The organism is Streptomyces sp. PU-14G (assembly GCF_041028275.1).
In the GTDB taxonomy this organism is placed as follows: domain Bacteria; phylum Actinomycetota; class Actinomycetes; order Streptomycetales; family Streptomycetaceae; genus Streptomyces.
The window spans coordinates 12013-31846 of the sequence record NZ_JASKYT010000044.1 but is presented as its reverse complement, the minus strand read 5'-3'; the positions used below and the strand labels follow the sequence as shown (position 1 = coordinate 31846).

The following is a 19834-nucleotide window of genomic DNA, read 5'->3' as shown; positions in this document are numbered from 1 at the left end:
CTCTCGTGGCTGGCGCCCGTGGCGCAGCCCGCGACGGCCGGTCCGGTGGTCAGCGCCGTTCCGCACCTCGGGCGGCGGCCGGGTCGCCCGGTCGGGCGGGGGCCGCTCGCGGGGCGGGGTCTAGTCCTCCGTGGCCCCTTCGGTCGACTGGAGGCGGGTCATGGGGCCGTAGAGGTCGACCAGGCGGGCGAACTCGTCCGCGTCGTGGAAGCGGACCGCTCCTCGCCCGTACTCCTTCGCGGCCTCGACGGCGAACCGCCCCGCCGCGGCGATGTCGCTCTCGTGGCTGGCGCCCGTGGCGCAGCCCGCGACGGCCGGTCCGGTGGTCAGCGCCAGGCCGACCACGGGCGCGGAGGTCGCCACGCACGGCTGCATGATCGAGTTGATGTGGTGGACGCCGTTGCCGTACGGCGTGATGTCCTGCGTGGTGATCGGCAGCACGTGCGCGTCCTCGCCCGTCACGGTCTCCAGCAGGCCCAGCAGGTCGTCGCTGACCCGCAGGATCCACCCCTCCTTGACCGTCGGCGAGAGGGCGACGCCGCGGTGGTTGAGCAGCCGGTTGCCCTTGGTGGTGTCGATGGAGACGACGGCGTCCATGGCCACGTCGATCTCCTCGCGGTTGCAGTCGAGGATCGAGACGGGCGAGTCCATGAACGGCACCGGGTCGTGCGGCCGGGTCGGCGCGTCGGGGCACACGTGGGTGCTGAGGATGACGTCGCCGTCGAGCACGTCGCCGCGCCCGTACATGTCCAGCAGCTTGGCCGCCGCGGCCAGTGCCGCCACGGCGCCGTCCGCGTCCGAGACGATGCCGGTGCGCTCAGGCCGGGCGCCCACGCCGCCGAGCCGGCCGAGGATGCCGAGGGTGGGCGCGCCGCCGCCCGTAGCGGCGCCGGAGCGGCCGGGGACGACGACCTTCACGAAGTCGGTGCCTCCCTTGGCGCCCTCGACGCGGGTGACGGAGATCTCCACCCGCTCGGCGGCCGTCGCCGGGTCCGGGTGGCCCGCCTGAGTGAGCGCCTGGTCGAGCACGCCGCGCAGGTGGGCTGCGAGGGAGTGCCCGTCGGCCTGCGGCCGGTCGAGAAGGTCGATGACGTCGAGTACGTGCTTGAGCACCGTGGGCTCCTTGGTACGGGTCGTGCGATTGTGCGGGAAAGGTGCTGCCGCCGTGCCGATGCGGGACGTGGCCCGCGCGGCGTGCCGGTGCCGGGCGCCGCCCGCGCGGCGTGCCGACGTGGGCTCCCCGGCGGCGTAGCGGTGCGGGGTGCCCTTGACCGTTCGCCGGTGCGGGATGCCCCCGGCCGTTCGCCGGTGCGGAGGGGTCCGACCGTTCGCCGGTGCGGGACGCCCCCACCGTTCGCCGGTGCGGGGGGGCCGCGGCGGCTGGCGAGGCCGCCGCCGGGTGCGGGCGCACCTTCCCGGTGCGGGGTCCGGCGTGCGGGCGGCCCGGCGCCGACGCACGAGGACGGCGTACGGGGCCGACGCGCGGTCCCGGCCTGTTTCCAGGAGGTCCGCCGTGGGCGGTGCGATCCGGCCTCGCGCGACGGGTGGGCGTGGGGCGGRTCTCTGCCCGGCCCGGGGCTCGGGTGCGGTCCTTGCCCCGGGTACGGGCGGGCGGCCGGGTCGGGGTAGCCGTCGGCCGTTGCGGCCAGCGTGCTCCCACGATTCCGAGAGAGCAACCTTTTCCCTATATGAGGGACAGTGAATCGGGTAACGGTAGAGTGCGAGCGTGACTACCGATCGAGGAGCACCGCTCCAGACCGCGGACCGCGCTCTGCAGGTCCTGCTCGCCTTCACCCACGACCGGGAGGAGTGGGGCGTGACCGACCTGGCGGCGGAATGCGGCTGGGACAAGTCGGTCACCCAGCGGCTCCTGGCCTCCCTCGCGCACCGGGGCTTCCTGGTCTCCGACGCCGTCACCCGGCGCTACCGGCTCGGCCCCGCCGTCTGGCACATGGCGACCGCCTGGGAGCGGCACGGCGGGATGGCCGCACTCGTGCGGCCGGCCCTGCGCGAGCTGGCCGCGGTCAGCGGGGTGACCGCGCTGTTCGCCGTGCCCGACGGGGCGCACCTGCGCTGCGTCGACTCGGCGGACGGCACCCTCGGCCCCCTGCGGGCCTACCGGCTGGCCGACGAGCTGTACCCGGGGCACGCGGGCGCGACCTCGCGCGCCTACTTCGGCATGCTCACCCCCGGCGCCCGCGCGGCGGTCCTCTACGGGCGCCCCATGGCTCGCTTCAGCGAACTGACCGTCACCGATCCGGCTCAGCTGGAGGAGCTGATGTGCCGGGTGCCGGCGGACGGCTTCGCGTACTCCGAGGGCGAGTACGACCCGGCGACGGCGGGGCTGGCCGTGCCCGTGGTGGTGCGCTCGCAGCCGGTCGGCTCGCTCACCCTGGTCGGACCGCACGAACACCTCGCCGGCAAGCAGCAGGAGCTGCTGGCGCCGCTGCGCTCCGCCGCACAGGACCTCGGCGAGCTGCTCACCCCGCGCCGGGTGCGGGGCGCCCGCCGCCCCGAGACCGCCCGAAGCTGAGAGACCGCCCGGAGCTGAGAGACCGCCGCCTGCGGGAGGGGGCGCCAAAGCCGCAAGAACGCCAAAGCCGCAAGTACGCAGAAGTTGAGAGACCGAAAGGCCGAACCACCCATGAAGCTGTTGCTGCTGTCCAACTCCTCCGCTCCGGGACGCGCGTATCTCGACCACGCGCGCGAGGTGATCGCCGACCATCTGGCAGGGGTCGAGGAACTGCTGTTCGTCCCCTACGCGCTGGCCGATCACGACGGCTACACGGCGAAGGTCGCCTCCTTCATGGAGGGGCTCGGCATCCGCGTGTCCGGCGTGCACACGGCGGACGACCCGCGTGCGGCCGTGGCCGCGGCGCGGGCGGTCTTCATCGGCGGGGGCAACAGCTTCCGGCTGCTCAAGTCGCTTCAGGAGCGCGGGCTCAGCGAGGCGATCGCCCGGCGCGTGCGCGAGGACGGCGTGCCGTACATGGGCTCGAGCGCGGGCACCAACATGGCCTGTCCCACGCTGCGGACCACCAACGACATGCCCATCGTCCAGCCGGCCTCCTTCGAGACGCTGGACCTGGTCCCCTTCCAGATCAACCCGCACTATCTCGACCCGCAGCCGGGCAGCGCCCACATGGGCGAGACCCGCGAGGAGCGGCTGACGCAGTTCCTGGAGGAGAACGACGTCCCCGTCCTCGGGCTGCGCGAGGGGACCTGGCTGCGCCGCACGGACGGCGCGCTGGAGTTGGGCGGTGTCGCGGCGGGCGCCCGACTGTTCACCGCGGACGCCGATCCCGCCGAGTACGCACCCGGTGCCGACCTGGGCCACCTGCTGTCCGCGCGGGCGCGTTTCGACCACCGCACGGCCTGACGGGTCCGTCCGCCCTCCGCCCGGGCCCACGGGTGCGCCCATCCTCCGCCCGGCCGACGGGTGCGCTCCTGCCGCACGGGCCGACCGACCGCACCGAGGCGGAGCGTGCCCGTCAGTCCCTGTTGGGCGATAGAGGTTCCTCCGAACCCGCGCTTCGGTCGAACACACGGTAGGCCGGCGCCCGTGCGGGCCGTACCGTGTGCCGATGCACTACGGCACGTCACGGGGGCAGGCGGGGAGTTCGTTCGACGGCGCGACCGCGCGGCGGCTGCGCGAAGAGCTGCGCATGGCACCGGCCGACGTCGCGTACGGGATGCGCGCCGCCTACGGCATGGCCGTCGACGCACGCACCGTCGCCGCCTGGGAGGCGGGGGTGGCCGCACCGGACGAGCGGCAACTCGCCGCGCTCGCGGGCGCGCTGTGGTGCTCGGCCTCCGACCTGATGGGCAGCCCGGGAACGCTGCGCGAGTACCGCATGGCGCGGGGCGCCTCGCGCGCCGACATCGCGCTGGAGATCGGGATGGACCCGGACGCCTACGCCCATATCGAGGACACCGGTGCCTGGACGGGGGACGCGCGGCAGGCCGACGCGCTGGCGCGGGTGCTGCGGCTGCCGGTGCCCGCGCTGATCGAGTTCACGGGGCGGGACGAGGAGTTGGCGGCCCTGCTGCGCAAGGCCGCCACCACGCGGTGGCAGGCGTATGTGAACCCCGTCCGCGCGCTGGTGCCGCTGCCCCGGGAGTTCGTGGAGGAGGGGCTGCGCGCTCTGCACGCCGGGTACCAGTCCACCACCGCGGCGTCCCTGGGCTGGGGGCAGCCGGCCTCCGCCACCTCACGCGAGGCGGGCCGCACCTTCCTGGAGGAGGTCCTCTCCCACTTCTGGGAGGCCATCGAGGGCTGAGGGCGGCGGGCGGACGGCCGCCCGTGACCTGTCGTCCCGTGGCCGCGCGCGGACAGACGGAAGGGCGTCGGGAGAGCGTGATGGCTGCTCTCCCGACGCCCTTCGCGCCGCCGTGTGTGTCAGGCGGGGGTCTTGTCGTGTCCTGGCACGGAGTCGGGCTCGTCCCGTTCGTAGGAGATGCCTTCTCCCGGCTCCATGGGGTGGGCGACCACTTCCTCGTCGCGGCGGGAGCGTCCCAGGTGGTTGAAGACCAGGTTGAGGACGATGGCGGTGACGCATCCCGTGGAGATGCCGGAGTCGAGGATGATCTTCGCGCTGTCGGGGAACGCGTGGTAAAAGTCGGGCGCCGCGATCGGTATGAGGCCGACGGCCAGCGCGGTGCCGACGATCAGCACGTTGTTGTCCTTGCTGAGGTCGGCCTTCATCAGCGTCTGGATACCGCTCGCCGCGACGGAGCCGAAGAGGACGACGCCCGCCCCGCCGAGGACCGGCTGCGGTACGGAGGCGACGAGCCCCGCGGCCATCGGGGACAGGCCCAGCAGAATGAGGATGCCGCCCCCGGTGGCGACCACGTACCGGCTGCGGATGCGGGTCATGGCCACCAGGCCGATGTTCTGCGCGAAGGCGCTGCACATGAAGCCGTTGAAGAAGGGGCTGAGGGCGGAGCCGAGCATGTCGGCGCGCAGGCCGCCCGCGATGGTCTTCCGGTCGGCGGGGCGGTCCACGACCTCGCCGAGGGCGAGCATGTCCGCGGTCGACTCGGTCATGGAGACCAGCATCACCACGCACATCGACACGATCGCCGGGATCGCGAACTGCGGGGCGCCGAAGTGGAAGGGCGTGGGGAAGCCGACGGGGTCGGACTCCGTCACCGCGGTGAAGTCCGTGATGCCGACGGGTATCGCGATCAGCGTGCCGATCACGAGGCCGATCAGCACCGCGATCTGCTTCATGAACCCGGTGGTGAAGCGGCGCAGCACCAGGACGATCACCAGGGTGAGCCCGGCCATGCCGATGTTGCTGAAGTCGCCGTAGTGCGGGCTCTTCTCGTCACCGCCCATGGCCCAGTTGAAGGAGACGGGCATCAGCGAGACGCCGATGAGGGTGATGACGCTGCCGGTGACGACCGGCGGGAAGAACCTGATGAGCTTGGAGAAGAACGGGGCGATGACGAAACCGAGCGCGGCGGCCACCATGGTCGCGCCGAAGATGACGGGGAGCGTGTCCTCGGGGCCCGAGGACTTGGCTATCGCCAGCATCGGGGCGACGGCGGCGAAGGTGGCGCCGTTGACGAAGGGCAGTCGGGAGCCGACCTTCCAGAAGCCGAGCGTCTGGAACAGCGTGACGATACCGGCGAGGAAGAGGCTGGCCCCGGTGAGGAACGCCAGTTCGGTGGGGGAGAGTCCCACCGCCGCGCCGACGACGAGCGGGGGTGCGACGACTCCCGCGTACATCGCGGCGACGTGCTGGAGGCCGGTGGTGAACAACTTCAGCGGCGGCATGCCCTGGTCGACCGGGTGTTTGGGGTCAGCGGGGCGCTGTGGGTCCAGTGAGCCCTGCGAGCCCTGACCCGGTGCGTCCCCACTGCCGTCGGCCGTCTTTCCTTGCGTGGTGAACCTGGGCGTCTTGGCCACGGGGTCCTCCTGTCGTTTACGGCGCCGTCGCGGCACTCGAGTTTCCGGAGGTGCTGCGGTGTGCAAGGTGGTGGTTGGGGTGTTGCTGGGGTGCTGGTCGCGCAGCGGGTTGCTGCGTCCTGCGGTGGTGCGGTGCGCCCGTGCGATGTCCGGAGCATGACAGGAGCCAGGTGTTCCGGAGCCTCGTCGTGGAAGGCGAACCGGCCGGGGGCCGTCCCCCCCGGCCGGTGTCTGAGGGGTCGACCGGGCACTCCGAGTGGGGCGCCCGGCCTGCGGACCGCCGCGAAGCGGCCCGCGCCGTGCCGTCGACCGGCTGTCAGCCGGCGTCGGCGGCGATCCTGGCGAGGCGGCGCGCCTCGTCCCGCGCGCCGCGCGCGATGTCGTCCTCGTCCGCGCGGGTCAGGCGGCCGTCCTCGACGACCGGTACCCCGTTGACGAGGGAGAGGGTGACCGGAGCCGCGGCCCCCAGAACGAGCGCGGCCACCGGGTCGGCGATGGAGGAGTGCCCGATCCCGTCGAGCTTCCACAGCACCACGTCGGCGAGCTTCCCCGCCTCCAGGGAGCCCGTCTCCTGTGCCCGGCCCAGCACCCGCGCACCGCCCACGGTGCCAAGGCGCAGCGCCTCGCGGGTGGTCAGTGCGTTCTCCTTGTGCGCGCCGAGACGGTTGATGAGCAGCGCGTTGCGCAACTCGGTGTGCAGCTCACCGGACTCGTTGGAGGCCGTACCGTCCACGCCGAGGCCCACGGGTACGCCCGCCGCGAGCATGTCGGGGACCCTGGCGATACCGGCGGCCAGGCGCGCGTTGGACGAAGGGCAGTGCGCGGCACCCGTCTTCGTGCGGCCGAACGCCTCGATGTCCGCGTCGGTCATGTGGACGCAGTGCGCCATCCACACGTCCTCGCCCAGCCAGCCGACCGACTCGAAGTAGTCGGTCGGGCCCATGCCGAACAGCTCGTGGCAGAACTTCTCCTCCTGAGCCGTCTCCGAGCCGTGCGTGTGCAGGCGTACGCCCTTGCGGCGGGCCAGTTCGGCGCCCTGGCGCATCAGTTCGGTGGACACGGAGAACGGGGAGCAGGGCGCCACGGCGACGTGCCGCATCGAACCGAACGAGGCGTCGTGGTGGGCGTCGATGGCCTTCTCGGTCTCCGCCAGCGCGCCGTCCAGCGTCTCGACGGCGAAGTCCGGCGGCAGCCCGCCGTCCGAGGTGCCGCGGTCCATGGAGCCGCGGGCAGCGGTGAAGCGGACGCCGAGCTCGCCGGCCGCGCGTATCTCGGCGCCCAGCAGATCACCGGCGCCGCGCGGGAAGACGTAGTGGTGGTCCATGGCGGTGGTGACACCGCCGCGCGCCATCATCCCCAGGGAGCCGCGGGCCGCCGCGTACACCATCTCCTCGTCGATACGCGCCCAGGTGGGGTAGAGGGCGACCAGCCAGTCGAAGAGGGGGGAGTCCGTGGCCAGACCGCGGGTGAGCCACTGGTAGAAGTGGTGGTGGGTGTTGACCAGGCCTGGGGTGAGCAGGTGTCCGGTGCCGTCGACGCGGCGCGTGACGTCGCGCAAGCCCTCGGGAGCGTCACCCGGGCCGACGGACTCGATCCGGTTGCCGTTGACGACGACGTGACCGGTCGCGTACTCGGTGTCCTGCGCGTCGACCGTCGCGATCGCACACTTCTCGATGACGATGCGGCCGGTAGCCGCGGCTTGTTGGTCCGCCATGGGGTCCTCGTTCGGGGGGTTAGCGGCCCCGCCAGGGCTCTTCCCGTCTCCGTGCGGAGGTTCCGTCCCGGGCCCCGCGGTCCGCAGGGAACGGACCGCCCTCCCGGGCCGGCCCGCCGGGCAGGCGGGCCGGCCGAGGGAGTCCGGGGCCGGGACACGGTCCCCGGAAGGTGGGAAGGGGCAGGCAGGGGTGGATCAGAGGTTGGTCATGTCCACGGGGATGCGAGGGGTGGCACCGTCGCGGAGGACCGTCGCCTCGATCAGGCCGTAGGGCCTGTCCGCTGCGTAGTAGACCGCCCCGTCCGCCGCCTCGTTCTTGATGTCGAACGGCGACAGGTCGACGCGGAAGTGGTGCTTGTTCGGCATCGAGAAACGGATCTCGTCGATCTCGGGCCGGCTGTTGATGACGCGCGAACCCATCTGGTAGAGGGTCTGCTGGAGCGAGAGGGAGTACGTCTCGGCGAAGGCGTGCAGCATGTGCTTCTTCGTCTGGGCGTAGGACTTCTCCCAGTGGGGCGTCCGCTCCTGCTCGGCACCGGTGTAGTTGTGCCGCCACACGGCGCTGACCGAGGTGGCCAGGATGCGGTCGTAGTCCTCCTGGAGCGTGGTGTAGCGGTCCTTGATGTAGCCCCAGAACTCCGAGTTGGTGGAGTTGAGGACCGTCAGGTCCTTCAGCCCCGAGAGCACCTCGACGCTGTCACCGTCGTAGGTGATCTGCGCGGTGCGTGTCTCCTGGCCCTTGCGGACGAAGGAGTGCTTGACCTCGTCCGCGCCGATGAACTTGGAGTTGGCGTCGGAGGTCTCGATCCGCTCCCACTCGTACTCCTCGATGCGGATACGGGCCTGGTGGATCGGCTCGGTGTCGTCGACGAAGTGCCGGGCCAGCAGGAGGCCGAACGCCTCGGCCGACTCGATGCCGTGCTCCTTGGCGTAGGCGAACACCGTGTTCTTGGTGGTGTCGGTCGGCAGGACGTGGGCGTTGGAGCCCGAGTAGTGCACGTCGTCCAAGTCGCCGCTGAGGGCGACCGAGACGTTCAGGTCCTTGATGTGGTGGGTGTCGCCGTCCCGCGTGATCTTGACGACGCGGTTCTCCGCCTTGCCGTACTGGTTCTGGCCGAGAATCGTGGGCATAGGTGTCAGCTCCCTCGGTACACGGAGTAGCCGAACGGGTTGAGCAGCAGCGGCACGTGGTAGTGCTCGCCCGGGTCGACCGCGAACACGATGGTGACCTCGGGAAAGAAGCTGCCTGGTGCGCTGTCCCTTACGCGGGGGGCGTCCTGCTGTTCCGCGGCTTCGCGCTCGCTGCGCGAATTCGAACTGTGCTGTTCCACGCTGTGCTTATCGACGAAGTACGGCTCCGTCTCGAAGACGAGCCGTACGTGCGTGGTGCCTTCCGGCAGCGCCGGAAAGTCCTTGCAGCGCCCGTCGGCGTCGGTTTGCGACGCCCCGTGCGCGGCCCATGCGGCCTGTCCGTCACCCTGGCGTACGAAGAGCTGTACGCCGACCTCCGCGGCCGGGCGGCCGCGGCTGGTGTCCAGGATGTGCGTGGACACCGAGGTGCTCGTCGCGTCGCTCATGCCGTGGGGGCTCCTTCCTCCGTGAGGCGGGTGAGCCGAAGACGGTTGATCTTCGCCAGCTCCTGCCGCACGATCTCCCGCTCCTGCCGGGGGGAGTTGTCGATCCGGTGACGAACGGCGTCCCTCATCTCCTCGGCGCTCTTGCCGGTGGCGCAGATGAGGAACACGTGCCCGAACTTGTCCTGGTAGGCCAGGTTGAGTTCGAGCATCTCGGCCTTCAACGCCTCGGAGGCGCCGGCCATGCTCCGCTGTTCGCGGGCCGAGGTCGGGTCGCCGGGCTTGGGGCGGCCGATGGGCGGGTGCCCGGCCATGGCCTCGTCGAGGCCCTCGTCGGTGAGAGCCCTGGTGGCCTCGTCACTCGCCGCGAAGAGGGCCTCGGCGCTGTCGTACGGTCGCCGGGAGAGCAGCGCGCTCCCCCAGCTTCCGGCGGCGCACACGTCGTGGAGCGCGGCGCGCGCCTCGGCGTCCTTGGCGGTGTTGAGCCAGGTGAGACCTGGCGTCGAACGCGAAGTCACGGGACCTCCGTGGCCGTGGTGCTGTTCGGGCTGGGAATAGCTAAGTCCCCTGGCAACACCACGTCAACAGTTTGTTGAAGCCTTTTCGACATCTTGGAAACGAAAGCCCGCCATGCGGAAGCATGGCGGGCTTTCCTTCGCGGTCCCCGGCCCGAGGCCGGGCCCCGTCACTCCGAGCGGCTGTTGTCCCGGTTCAGGTAGTTGTAAACGGTGAAGCGCGAAACCCCCAGGGCGCCGGCCACCGTCTCCACCCCGTGCCGGACCGAGAACGCTCCCCGCGTCTCCAGGATCCGGACCACCGACTGCTTGGTCCTGCGGTCGAGCTGAGCGAGCGGCACCCCGTGCCGTCTCTCCAACTCCGCCAGGAGATGGTCGAGGGAGTCGGACAGGTGCGGCAGCCGTACGGCCACCACGTCCTCGCCCTCCCAGGCGAGGACCACGTCGTCCCCCTGCGCCTGGCCCGGCTCCACCATCGCCCCACCCATGGCGTCGACCAGCGGCTTGACCGCCACGACGAACGGGTGCGCCGAGGCGTGCGGCTCCTCCCCCATCAGCCCTCGTCCTCCCCGATCACGTTGACCTGCAGGGAGACCCGGGTCGCCCCCGCCTCCAACGAGCGGCGCAGCAGCTCGGTCACGGCAGCCAGCACCTGCTCACCGGAGCCCTCGGCGGTGTTGCCGAAGGGGCCGACGTCCACGGCATCCAGTGCCGCGCCCTGGACGACCTGACGGGCCACGACAGCGTGCTGAGGAGCCTCGTCGAGGTCGAAAGGCTCGGTCGTGAACTCCACACGCAAGCGTTCCATGGGCCACACACTACCGAGGGCATCCGCGCCCGGGACTCCTCAGTGCAGCTCCTCCAGCAGCTCCTCGATGAACGAGGCCGTCTCCGCCGGCGAGAACGCCTCCGCACACAGCCGGTCCATGATCAGCGTGTACTGGTCGATCTCGGCGGGCTTGTCGAGGTAGACCGCGTTGGTCAGGTGCTCCAGGTAGACCTTGTCCGGCAGGTCGGGGTCGGCGAACCTGAGCAGCGTCACCGGCGTGCCGGCCGCCGCCGCGGTCACCTCGAAGGGCGCGACCTGGAGGCTGACGTGCGGCAGCCGCACGATCTTCAGCAGGTGCTCCAGCTGCGCCCGCATCACCTCCGCGCCACCGAAGGGCCGGCGGACCACGGCCTCGTCGACCACGGCCCACAGGTGCGGCGGATCCGCACGGTGCAGCAGCTTCTGGCGGGCCATGCGAAGATCCACGATCCGCGCGACCTTGCGGGGCTCGGTGTTGGGGTAGCCGAGGCGGCTGACGGCGTGCGCGTAGTCCTCGGTCTGCAGCAGGCCTGGCAGGAACTGGACCTCGTACGTCCTGATCATGGAGGCCGCGTCCTCCAGGCCGAGGTGCAGCTCGAACCAGTCCTCCAGCACGTCCGAGTACTGGTACCACCAGCCCGGCGAGTTGGCCTGCCGGGCGAGATCGAAGAACTCCTCGCGCTCCTCGGGATCGTGGATGCCGTAGAGCGTCAGCAGATCCCGCAGGTCGCGTTCCTTGGCGCCGACCTGGCCGCGTTCCAGGCGGGTGATCTTGGCGTGGGAGCCACGGATGGCGCGGCCCGCGTCCTCCCGGGAGATGTCCAGCGCCTGCCGCAACCTGCGCAGCTTGACACCCAGAATGATGCGCAGCGCCGTGGGACCGTTCGGCTGTTCCTGCGCGGCCCCGCGCGACGGCGCCCCGGACGGCTGCATCATGGCGGACATTCCGACTCCCAAGGGTGACTGGGCGGTCACAACAGTGTGGCACCTGCGCACCGGTCCGGTACAGGCACCGGGAGAATACGCGCCCCGGCGGGCCCCTGTCCGCCGTGACGCCTCCATACTCCCTCCCAAAGAACCGCGCAACCACCCTCCCGGACACGGTAGTTGGTAGCGCAGAATGGGACGCTCGGACACCGGAGGCCACTACGATGCCGCCCACAGCTCAGGCCTGACGACAGGGGCGGACACATGGACCGGAACGGCGAGCGGCGACGGCGGACGGAGCGCGCCGCCAGGCCACCACACAGCGGGCGCGACCTGGGCCTCGACCGGCACCACAGCGCCCGTATCTACGACTACTTCCTGGGCGGCAAGACCAACTTCCCGCCGGACCGCGAGGTGGCCGAGAAGCTGCTGGCCGCCTTCCCCGGGTTCCGCAACGCCGCCCGCGCCAACCGCGCTTTCATGCACCGCGCCGCGCGGTTTCTGGCCGAGCGCGGCATCCACCAGTTCCTGGACATCGGCACCGGCATCCCCACCAGCCCCAACCTGCACGAGGTGGTGCAGGCGATGGCGCCGCGGGCCCGCGTCGTCTACGCCGACAACGACCCGATCGTGCTCGCGCACGCCCGCGCCCTGCTGACCGGCTCGGCCGAGGGGCGCACGGCGTACGTGGACGCGGACATCACCCAGCCGGACAGCATCCTGCACTCCCCGCAGGTACGCGAGACGCTCGACCTCGACCAGCCGGTCGCCCTGTGTCTGGTGGGGCTGCTGCACTACATCACCGACGAGCACGACGCGCACGGCATCGTCCGGCACCTGGTCGAGGCGATACCCGCCGGCAGTTACGTCGTCCTCTCCCAGTGCACCCCGGACTTCGCACCCGAGGAGTGGGAGCAGGCCATGGAGGTCTACAAGATGGACGGGGGCAGCGCACAGGTGCGGCCGAGACAGGAGTTCGCCCGCTTCTTCGAGGGGCTCGACCTGATCGAGCCGGGCATCGAGGTGCCGCACCGCTGGCACCCGGACGAGGACACCTCCCAGGTCGTGAACCTGCCTCCGGACGATCCGGGGGACACCACGGACGCACTCGTGAGCATGTGGGCGGGGGTCGCCCGCAAACCCTGAGGAGGCGCGCCGGCGGCGCGTACGCACCGAGCCCCGGGCTCCGTCATCGCGACGGAGCCCGGGGCTTTTCGCGGTCTGCGACCGACTGCGGCCGACTGCGGCTCTTGACAGGACGGCCGAGCGGATAGCAGTCTTCCAGTGAGCAGAATACGAGTTTCACCATACGGAATTACTCGACGCGCTCACTGGACGAAAAACCAAAGGAAGGGAGGGCGGTCGCAGTGGTCTCCTCGGACCGGTTCACCGTCAACGCCTCGATCCTCTTCACCGAGCTGCCCCTGCTGGAGCGCCCGGCAGCCGCCTCCGCCGCGGGATTCGACAAGATCGAGCTGTGGTGGCCGTGGGTCGACGCTCCCGTGCCCGAGCGCGCGGAGCTCGACGCGCTGCGCAGCGCCATCGAGGACGCGGGCGTCCAGCTCACCGGGCTGAACTTCTACGCGGGGCAGCTCCCCGGCCCGGACCGGGGCGCTGCGTCCATTCCCGGCCAGGAGTCGGAGAGGTTCCGCGCCAACCTGAAGGTGGCCGCGGACTTCGCCCAGTCGCTGGGCTGCAAGGCGTTCAACGCCCTCTACGGCAACCGCGTCGAGGGCGCCACCGAGCAGGAGCAGGACGAACTGGCACTGGAGAACCTCGTGCTGGCGGCGCGGGAAGCGGACCGCGTGGGCGCTGTCCTGCTGATCGAGGCGCTCAACGCGCCCGAGTCGCCCAAGTGCCCGCTGGTGAGCGCCCCGAAGGCGATCGAGATCGTCGACAAGGTGAACGAGGCGACCGGGCTGGGCAACGCCCAGTTCCTGATGGACCTCTACCACCTGTCCATGAACGGCGAGGACCTGGCGGGCGTCATCGAGCGCTACGCCGCCAAGACCGGGCACGTGCAGATCGCGGACAACCCGGGCCGCGGCGCGCCGGGCACCGGCTCCCTCGACTTCGACGACCTCATCGGCCGGCTGGACAAGGCCGGTTACGACGGTCTGATCGGGCTGGAGTACAAGCCCGGCGACAACGGCAGCGCGGCCTCCTTCGGCTGGCTCAGCAAGTAATCACCCCTCCCGGACGCGGTCCGGGACTGTGCCCCCGGCGCGGGGCGGGCAACGACAGGATCTGCGAAAGGCAAGCAGTCATGGCTCACACGGCCGGCAACACCAAGATCGGCTTCATCGGTCTGGGCATCATGGGCGACCCCATGGCCCGCAACCTGCTCAAGGCGGGTTACGACGTCACGGCGTACACGCTGGAGACCGAGAAGGTCGAGCAGTTCGCCAAGGACGGCGGCAAGGGCGCCTCCTCCATCGCGGAGGCCGTCAAGGACGCCGACGTCGTGATCACGATGGTTCCGGCCTCCCCGCAGGTCGAGGCCGTCGTCCTGCACGAGGGCGGCGTCCTGGAGAACATCCGCGAGGGCGGCCTGATCATCGACATGTCCTCCATCACCCCGCAGACCTCCATCGAGGTCGCCGCGGCGGCGAAGGCCAAGGGCGTCCGTGCGATCGACGCTCCGGTCTCCGGCGGCGAGGCGGGCGCGATCGAGGCCGTGCTCTCCATCATGGTCGGCGGTGAGCAGGAGGACTTCGACGCGGCGAAGCCGATCCTCGAGGCGCTCGGCAAGACGATCGTGCTGTGCGGCCCGGCCGGCTCGGGCCAGACCGTCAAGGCGGCCAACCAGCTGATCGTCGCCGTCAACATCGAGGCCGTGGCCGAGGCCGTGGTCTTCCTCAAGAAGTCCGGCGTGGACCTGAGCGCCGCGCTCGACGTGCTCAACGGCGGCCTGGCCGGCTCCACCGTGCTGACCCGCAAGAAGGACAGCATCCTGGCCGGCAACTACCAGCCCGGCTTCAAGATCGACCTGCACCACAAGGACATGGGCATCGTGACCGACGCGGCCCGCGCCGTCGGCGCCGCCGTTCCGGCCGGTGCGCTGGTCGCCCAGCTCGTCGCCTCGCTGCGTGCGCAGGGCGACGGCGGACTCGACCACTCGGCGCTGGTGCGCAGCGTCAAGCGGCTGTCGGGCGAGAACGCCGACGGCGCCAACTGAGGGACGCCCCACCCGGGTCACCCCGGACACCCCTCCCGGTTCCTGACCTGCGGGCCCTCACCCACCGACTCCGGGCGGCGGCGTCGACACTGTCCTGTCGCGCCCAGGCGCCGCCGCCCGGGTACCACCTGCACCGAACCAGGAGAGTTCGATGGCTCGTATGACCGCTGCCCGAGCGGCAGTTGAGATCCTCAAGCGTGAGGGTGTGGATGTCGCGTTCGGCGTGCCGGGTGCGGCGATCAACCCGTTCTACGCCGCCCTGCGCGCCGCCGGCGGTATCGAGCACACGCTCGCCCGCCACGTCGAGGGCGCCTCGCACATGGCCGAGGGCTACACCCGTACCGCGCCCGGCAACATCGGGGTGTGCGTCGGCACCTCGGGCCCGGCCGGCACCGACATGATCACCGGCCTCTACTCGGCGCTCGGTGACTCCATCCCGATCCTGTGCATCACCGGGCAGGCCCCGGTCGCGGTGATCGAGAAGGAGGACTTCCAGGCCGTCGACATCGCCTCCATCGCGGCCCCGGTCACCAAGAAGGCCACCACCGTCAAGGAGGCCGCGCAGGTGCCGGGCGTCTTCCAGGAGGCGTTCCACCTGATGCGCTCGGGCCGTCCTGGCCCGGTCCTGATCGACCTGCCGATCGACGTCCAGCAGACCGAGATCGAGTTCGACGTCGACACCTACGAGCCGCTGGTACCGCACCGGCCCGCCGCGACCCGCAAGCAGGTCGAAAAGGCCCTGGACATGCTGGCCGAGGCCGACCGGCCGCTGATCGTGGCGGGCGGCGGCATCATCAACGCCGACGCGTCCGACCTGCTGGTCGAGTTCGCCGAGCTGACCGGCATCCCCGTCGTGCCGACCCTGATGGGCTGGGGCGCGATCGGCGACGACCACGCGCTGCACGCCGGGATGGTCGGCCTGCAGACCTCGCACCGGTACGGCAACTCCACGTTCCTGGAGTCGGACTTCGTCCTGGGCATCGGCAACCGCTGGGCCAACCGCCACACCGGTGCGCTGAAGGCCTACACCGAAGGCCGCACGTTCGTCCACGTGGACATCGAGCCGACCCAGATCGGCAAGATCTTCGCGCCGGACTACGGCATCGTTTCCGACGCGCACGCCGCGCTGGCCCTCTTCGTCGAGGTCGCCAAGGAGCGCAAGGCCGCCGGGCAGCTCAAGGACCTGGCCAAGTGGGCGGACACCGCCCGCCAGCGCAAGGGCGAGTTGCAGCGCCGCACGCACTTCGACAACGTGCCGCTCAAGCCGCAGCGCGTCTACGAGGAGATGAACCGCGCCTTCGGGCCCGAGACCCGCTACGTGTCCACCATCGGCCTCTCGCAGATCGCGGGCGCGCAGTTCCTGCACGTCTACCGGCCGCGGCACTGGATCAACTGCGGCCAGGCGGGCCCGCTGGGCTGGACGGTCCCGGCGGCCCTCGGCGTCGCCAAGGCGGACCCGGAGGCGAGCGTCGTCGCGCTGTCGGGCGACTACGACTTCCAGTTCATGATCGAGGAACTGGCTGTCGGCGCGCAGCACCAGATCCCGTACGTGCATGTGCTGGTCAACAACTCCTACCTGGGCCTGATCCGCCAGGCGCAGCGCGGCTTCGACATGGACTTCCAGGTCAACCTGGAGTTCGAGAACATCAACACCCCGGAGCTGGGCGGCTACGGCGTCGACCACGTCAAGGTCGCCGAGGGCCTGGGCTGCAAGGCGATCCGCGTCACCGAGCCGGACAAGCTGCTGCCCGCCTTCGAGGAGGCGAAGAAGATCGCCGCCGAGCACCGGGTGCCCGTCGTGGTGGAGGCGATCCTGGAGCGGATCACCAACATCTCGATGAGCGGGAGCGACATCGGCTCGGTCAACGAGTTCGAGGAGCTGGCCACCGAGGCGGCCCACGCTCCGACGGCCACGGTGCCGCTGGGCTGAGGCCCGGGTGGCCCGACCCGCCCCTCTCCTGTGCGCCGCCGGCCCCGCGCCCTCACCCCGAGGGCGCGGGGCCGAGCACGTCGCGGCCCTCGGGCCGCTCCAGGCGGCGCAGGAACTCGATGCGCGGCACCCACGCGGCGGCGGCCGGCGCGGCCTGTTCGGCGCCCGTGGCCGCACTCCATCGCCCCGCGGGAGAGTCCGTGGGCCCGCTGGAGCGCGCGGGCCGCACCCGCCAGGCCACGGCACCAGAAGCCCACCATCGGCAGGCCTGAAGACCGCACAAGGCAGCGGCCGGCTGGACGGCGCGGCGCGCCAGCCCGCGCACGTGGGCCTGCGCGGCACGCAGCGAAGCGGGAGTCGTCGGAAGTGCGCGGCACACAGCAAGCGGAGTCATCGGGCATGCGCGGCACGCGGAGCCGTCGGAAGTACGCGGCACGCAGCGAAGCGGGAGTCGTAAGCGTGCGCGGCACGCAGCGCAGCGGAGCCGTCGGGCGGGCGCGGTGCGCAGCGAGCAGCAGGAGGGCTCCCGTGGAAGCGTCATGTTCCCTTGCGCACGTGCGGTCGGCACGTGGGTGCGTCGCGGCCCGAGGACGACAGGGGCGGCGGGGGCGGGCGGACAAGACCGGGGAAGCGGCGGGTTTTCCGGTCCTGTCACCGTCCGGTGGGTTTCCCTCGGGCCAAAGTTTCAACAAACTGTTGACTCACCCTGCGGGCCTCCCTACGCTCCATGATGCGGAAACTGTTTTCCGCGAACCACGTGCCCCAGGAAGGTCGTCCATGTCGAAGTCGTCGAAGCCCACGCTGACCACCGAGGCGGGTGCGCCCGTCGCCGACAACCAGAACTCCACCTCCGCCGGCATCGGTGGCCCCCTCCTCCTCCAGGACCAGCACCTGCTGGAGAAGCTGGCGCGGTTCAACCGGGAGCGGATCCCGGAGCGCGTGGTGCACGCCCGCGGCTCCGGCGCGTACGGCTACTTCGAGGTGACGGACGACGTCAGCGCCTACACCAGCGCCCACTTCCTCGGCGAGGTCGGCCGCCGCACCGAGACGTTCGCCCGCTTCTCCACCGTCGCCGACAGCCTCGGCGGCCCCGACGCGGCCCGCGACCCGCGCGGTTTCGCCCTGAAGTTCTACACCGAGGAGGGCAACTACGACCTCGTCGGCAACAACACCCCGGTCTTCTTCATCAAGGACCCGCTGAAGTTCCCGGACTTCATCCACTCGCAGAAGCGCGACCCGTTCACCGGCAAGCAGGAGCCCGACAACGTCTGGGACTTCTGGGCCAACTCGCCCGAGGCCACCCACCAGGTCACCTGGCTGATGGGCGACCGCGGCATCCCGGCCTCCTACCGCCACATGAACGGCTACGGCTCGCACACCTACCAGTGGACGAACGCCGAGGGCGAGGCCTTCTTCGTCAAGTACCACTTCAAGACGAACCAGGGCATCCGCTGCCTGTCCGCCGAGCAGGGCGCCGAGCTGTCCGGCTCCGACCCCAACAGCCACCAGACCGACCTGCTCCAGTCGATCGAGCGCGGCGTCTACCCGTCCTGGACGCTGTACGTCCAGGTCATGCCGGCGGCGGAGGCGGCCGACTACCGCTTCAACCCGTTCGACCTCACCAAGATCTGGCCGCACAAGGACTACCCGCTCACCCGCGTGGGCCGCCTGGTGCTGGACCGCAACCCGGACAACGTCTTCGCCGAGGTCGAGCAGTCCGCCTTCTCGCCCAACAACTTCGTGCCCGGCATCGGCCCCTCGCCGGACAAGATGCTCCAGGGCCGGCTGTTCGCCTACGCGGACGCGCACCGCTACCGGCTCGGCGTCAACCACACCCAGCTCGCGGTCAACGCGCCGAAGGCCGTGGCGACGGGCGCCAACAACTACGGCCGCGACGGCCTGATGGCCACCAACGCCTACGACCGCCACGCCAAGAACTACGAGCCCAACTCCTACGGCGGCCCCGTCGAGACCGGCGCCCCGCTCTCCGCGCCGCAGCCGGTGACCGGCCACTGGGGCACCCACGAGGCGCCGCAGCACACCAAGGACGACGACTTCTTCCAGGCCGGTGAGCTCTACCGGCTGATGTCCGAGGAGGAGAAGAACCGTCTGGTCGCCAACATCGCCGGCGGGCTGGCGCAGGTCTCCCGCGAGGACGTCGTCGAGAAGAACATCGCCCACTTCGCCGCCGCCGACCCGGAGTACGGCAAGCGCGTCGAGGAGGCGGTCCGCGAGCTGCAGGAGGGCTGAGCTCACGCGCTCCACGCCAGCCGCATGATGAGCGGCGTACCGGGCTGATTGGGAGGTCGGCCCGTGCGCGCCCCCGTGCGGGACGGTCCGGTTGATGAGGGGTGGCCGTCCCGCGCGGGGGCATCCTCACGTCATCCTCCCGCACGGCAGGCACCGCCCGACAGCGGCCCCCTCCGCACCACCCCGACGATCGGAGCGACCACTGACGATCCGGGCGCGGGTGGGGCACGATGGAAGGAATCGTGACCGGACCGGCGATCGCCGGACGACCTGCTGGAGCTCGAACGATGGCTGAAAGTGTGCTTGTGCGCTGCCCCGTGTGCCGTCGCGAGCACCACTACGCCGCACCGGTGTACCCCTGCGGATGCGGCGCGCCGATCGCTCTCCCGCTGCTCGCCTCCACGGCCGCCACCCAGGTGCGCCACCGCACGTGGGCGGGCTCCTGGATCTCCGTACGGTGCCCGGCGTGCGGACGCGTCGACGAGTGGCCGCAGCCGGAGTTGGGCTGCGGATGCGGCACCACGCTGCGGGTGCCGGTCGCCCGCGAGGGCGCCACCGCGCACGAGGGTGCCGCGGCCGGCCCGCCCCTGGCCGCGGCGCCCGCCGCGCCCAGGACGCCCGTGGCGCGGCCACCGTTCAGGCCCGTCACCATCCGCACCGCCCACGACGCCAAGAACGCCGCCGCGCAGTACCTGCGGTGGCTCGGGTTCGAGGGCGTGCGCGTCGCCGAGCGGACCCCGGCCTCCGGGGTCGACGTGCGGGGCGCGCGGGTCGTCGCCCACGTCGATCCCTCCACCACGCCGACCGGGGTGCGCGAGGTGGAGACCCTGTGGCTCAACGGGCTCAACGACTCCGTCGAGGCCGTGTGCTTCGCCCTCGCGGGCTACGCGCCCGAAGCCCGGGCGCGCGCCGATACCCTGGAACTGCCGCTGTTCGTCCTGGACCTCACCGGAACGCCGAGCGCCATCAACGAGGCGGCCCAGCGCCTGTTGCGCACCCCGAGATGAGGGTGTCCCGACCCTGC

Annotated in this window: 19 protein-coding genes; 9 read left to right on the top strand and 10 right to left on the bottom strand. The window is 71.2% G+C overall.

What is annotated here, in order from left to right; all coding sequences use genetic code 11:
- Nucleotides 1–120 precede the first annotated feature (120 nt).
- Complete coding sequence (locus AB8Z75_RS08235) at nt 121–1113, bottom strand: DUF1177 domain-containing protein (RefSeq protein WP_369200737.1); 993 nt, start codon at nt 1111–1113, stop codon at nt 121–123.
- A 613-nt stretch (nt 1114–1726) separates the two neighbouring features.
- Between AB8Z75_RS08235 and AB8Z75_RS08230 the strand changes: the two genes are divergently transcribed.
- From AB8Z75_RS08230 to AB8Z75_RS08220, 3 genes are all read left to right on the top strand, one after another.
- Entirely contained in the window at nt 1727–2533 is an 807-nt protein-coding gene (locus AB8Z75_RS08230) for an IclR family transcriptional regulator (protein WP_369200736.1), read from the top strand.
- 111 nt (nt 2534–2644) lie between these two features.
- Nucleotides 2645–3379 (top strand): dipeptidase PepE, encoded by a 735-nt coding sequence (gene pepE / locus AB8Z75_RS08225; RefSeq protein WP_369200735.1) that lies wholly within the window; start codon nt 2645–2647, stop codon nt 3377–3379.
- A 205-nt stretch (nt 3380–3584) separates the two neighbouring features.
- A complete protein-coding gene (locus AB8Z75_RS08220; protein WP_369200734.1) occupies nt 3585–4280 on the top strand; it encodes a helix-turn-helix domain-containing protein in 696 nt (231 codons plus the stop codon).
- Between the two features lie 119 nt (nt 4281–4399).
- On the opposite strand, the gene AB8Z75_RS08215 is transcribed toward AB8Z75_RS08220, so the two are convergent.
- The 8 genes from AB8Z75_RS08215 to AB8Z75_RS08180 form a co-directional block, all read right to left on the bottom strand.
- A complete protein-coding gene (locus tag AB8Z75_RS08215; protein WP_369200740.1) occupies nt 4400–5782 on the bottom strand; it encodes a nucleobase:cation symporter-2 family protein in 1383 nt (460 codons plus the stop codon).
- A gap of 448 nt (nt 5783–6230) precedes the next feature.
- Nucleotides 6231–7628, bottom strand: coding sequence for an 8-oxoguanine deaminase (locus AB8Z75_RS08210; RefSeq protein ID WP_369200733.1), 1398 nt, complete (start codon nt 7626–7628; stop codon nt 6231–6233).
- Between the two features lie 195 nt (nt 7629–7823).
- Nucleotides 7824–8759 carry a factor-independent urate hydroxylase gene (gene pucL, locus AB8Z75_RS08205; RefSeq protein ID WP_369200732.1) on the bottom strand — a complete coding sequence of 312 codons (936 nt, stop codon included), beginning with the start codon at nt 8757–8759 and terminating at the stop codon, nt 7824–7826.
- A 5-nt stretch (nt 8760–8764) separates the two neighbouring features.
- Nucleotides 8765–9205, bottom strand: a complete 441-nt coding sequence (locus tag AB8Z75_RS08200; protein WP_369200731.1) for a hydroxyisourate hydrolase — start codon at nt 9203–9205, stop codon at nt 8765–8767.
- Entirely contained in the window at nt 9202–9720 is a 519-nt protein-coding gene (gene uraD, locus AB8Z75_RS08195; protein ID WP_369200730.1) for a 2-oxo-4-hydroxy-4-carboxy-5-ureidoimidazoline decarboxylase, read from the bottom strand. The genes AB8Z75_RS08200 and uraD overlap by 4 nt, the downstream gene beginning before the upstream one ends.
- 167 nt (nt 9721–9887) lie before the next feature.
- Complete coding sequence (locus AB8Z75_RS08190) at nt 9888–10271, bottom strand: helix-turn-helix domain-containing protein (RefSeq protein WP_369200729.1); 384 nt, start codon at nt 10269–10271, stop codon at nt 9888–9890.
- Nucleotides 10271–10525, bottom strand: coding sequence for a hypothetical protein (locus tag AB8Z75_RS08185; protein ID WP_369200728.1), 255 nt, complete (start codon nt 10523–10525; stop codon nt 10271–10273). The genes AB8Z75_RS08190 and AB8Z75_RS08185 overlap by 1 nt, the downstream gene beginning before the upstream one ends.
- Nucleotides 10526–10564: 39 nt before the next feature.
- Entirely contained in the window at nt 10565–11470 is a 906-nt protein-coding gene (locus AB8Z75_RS08180) for a helix-turn-helix domain-containing protein (RefSeq protein ID WP_369200727.1), read from the bottom strand.
- 246 nt (nt 11471–11716) lie between these two features.
- Here AB8Z75_RS08180 and AB8Z75_RS08175 point away from each other — a divergent pair, with 246 nt between their 5' ends.
- From AB8Z75_RS08175 to gcl, 4 genes are all read left to right on the top strand, one after another.
- Nucleotides 11717–12598, top strand: a complete 882-nt coding sequence (locus tag AB8Z75_RS08175; protein WP_369200726.1) for an SAM-dependent methyltransferase — start codon at nt 11717–11719, stop codon at nt 12596–12598.
- 221 nt (nt 12599–12819) lie between these two features.
- Entirely contained in the window at nt 12820–13638 is an 819-nt protein-coding gene (locus AB8Z75_RS08170; RefSeq protein WP_369200725.1) for a TIM barrel protein, read from the top strand.
- Nucleotides 13639–13697: 59 nt separating this feature from the next.
- A complete protein-coding gene (locus AB8Z75_RS08165) occupies nt 13698–14630 on the top strand; it encodes a 2-hydroxy-3-oxopropionate reductase (protein ID WP_369200739.1) in 933 nt (310 codons plus the stop codon).
- Nucleotides 14631–14790: 160 nt separating this feature from the next.
- A complete protein-coding gene (gene gcl / locus AB8Z75_RS08160) occupies nt 14791–16560 on the top strand; it encodes a glyoxylate carboligase (RefSeq protein ID WP_369200738.1) in 1770 nt (589 codons plus the stop codon).
- A gap of 52 nt (nt 16561–16612) precedes the next feature.
- Here gcl and AB8Z75_RS08155 read toward each other — a convergent pair whose 3' ends face one another.
- Nucleotides 16613–16801 (bottom strand): hypothetical protein, encoded by a 189-nt coding sequence (locus AB8Z75_RS08155; RefSeq protein WP_369200724.1) that lies wholly within the window; start codon nt 16799–16801, stop codon nt 16613–16615.
- A 536-nt stretch (nt 16802–17337) separates the two neighbouring features.
- Here AB8Z75_RS08155 and AB8Z75_RS08150 point away from each other — a divergent pair.
- Together AB8Z75_RS08150 and AB8Z75_RS08145 are read left to right on the top strand one after the other, a co-directional pair.
- Entirely contained in the window at nt 17338–18810 is a 1473-nt protein-coding gene (locus tag AB8Z75_RS08150; protein WP_369200723.1) for a catalase, read from the top strand.
- Between the two features lie 287 nt (nt 18811–19097).
- Entirely contained in the window at nt 19098–19817 is a 720-nt protein-coding gene (locus AB8Z75_RS08145; RefSeq protein ID WP_369200722.1) for a hypothetical protein, read from the top strand.
- Nucleotides 19818–19834 lie beyond the last annotated feature (17 nt).

Bases quoted from the DNA above. Each gene is read 5' to 3' on its own strand.
- AB8Z75_RS08215 (WP_369200740.1), bottom strand. From the start codon at position 5,782: ATGCCGCCGCTGAAGTTGTTCACCACCGGCCTCCAGCACGTCGCCGCG.
- AB8Z75_RS08200 (WP_369200731.1), bottom strand. From the start codon at position 9,205: ATGAGCGACGCGACGAGCACCTCGGTGTCCACGCACATCCTGGACACC.
- AB8Z75_RS08145 (WP_369200722.1), top strand. From the start codon at position 19,098: ATGGCTGAAAGTGTGCTTGTGCGCTGCCCCGTGTGCCGTCGCGAGCAC.
- AB8Z75_RS08185 (WP_369200728.1), bottom strand. From the start codon at position 10,525: ATGGAACGCTTGCGTGTGGAGTTCACGACCGAGCCTTTCGACCTCGAC.
- AB8Z75_RS08180 (WP_369200727.1), bottom strand. From the start codon at position 11,470: ATGTCCGCCATGATGCAGCCGTCCGGGGCGCCGTCGCGCGGGGCCGCG.
- AB8Z75_RS08150 (WP_369200723.1), top strand. From the start codon at position 17,338: ATGTCGAAGTCGTCGAAGCCCACGCTGACCACCGAGGCGGGTGCGCCC.
- AB8Z75_RS08210 (WP_369200733.1), bottom strand. From the start codon at position 7,628: ATGGCGGACCAACAAGCCGCGGCTACCGGCCGCATCGTCATCGAGAAG.
- pucL (WP_369200732.1), bottom strand. From the start codon at position 8,759: ATGCCCACGATTCTCGGCCAGAACCAGTACGGCAAGGCGGAGAACCGC.
- AB8Z75_RS08175 (WP_369200726.1), top strand. From the start codon at position 11,717: ATGGACCGGAACGGCGAGCGGCGACGGCGGACGGAGCGCGCCGCCAGG.
- pepE (WP_369200735.1), top strand. From the start codon at position 2,645: ATGAAGCTGTTGCTGCTGTCCAACTCCTCCGCTCCGGGACGCGCGTAT.
- AB8Z75_RS08220 (WP_369200734.1), top strand. From the start codon at position 3,585: ATGCACTACGGCACGTCACGGGGGCAGGCGGGGAGTTCGTTCGACGGC.
- AB8Z75_RS08190 (WP_369200729.1), bottom strand. From the start codon at position 10,271: ATGGGGGAGGAGCCGCACGCCTCGGCGCACCCGTTCGTCGTGGCGGTC.
- gcl (WP_369200738.1), top strand. From the start codon at position 14,791: ATGACCGCTGCCCGAGCGGCAGTTGAGATCCTCAAGCGTGAGGGTGTG.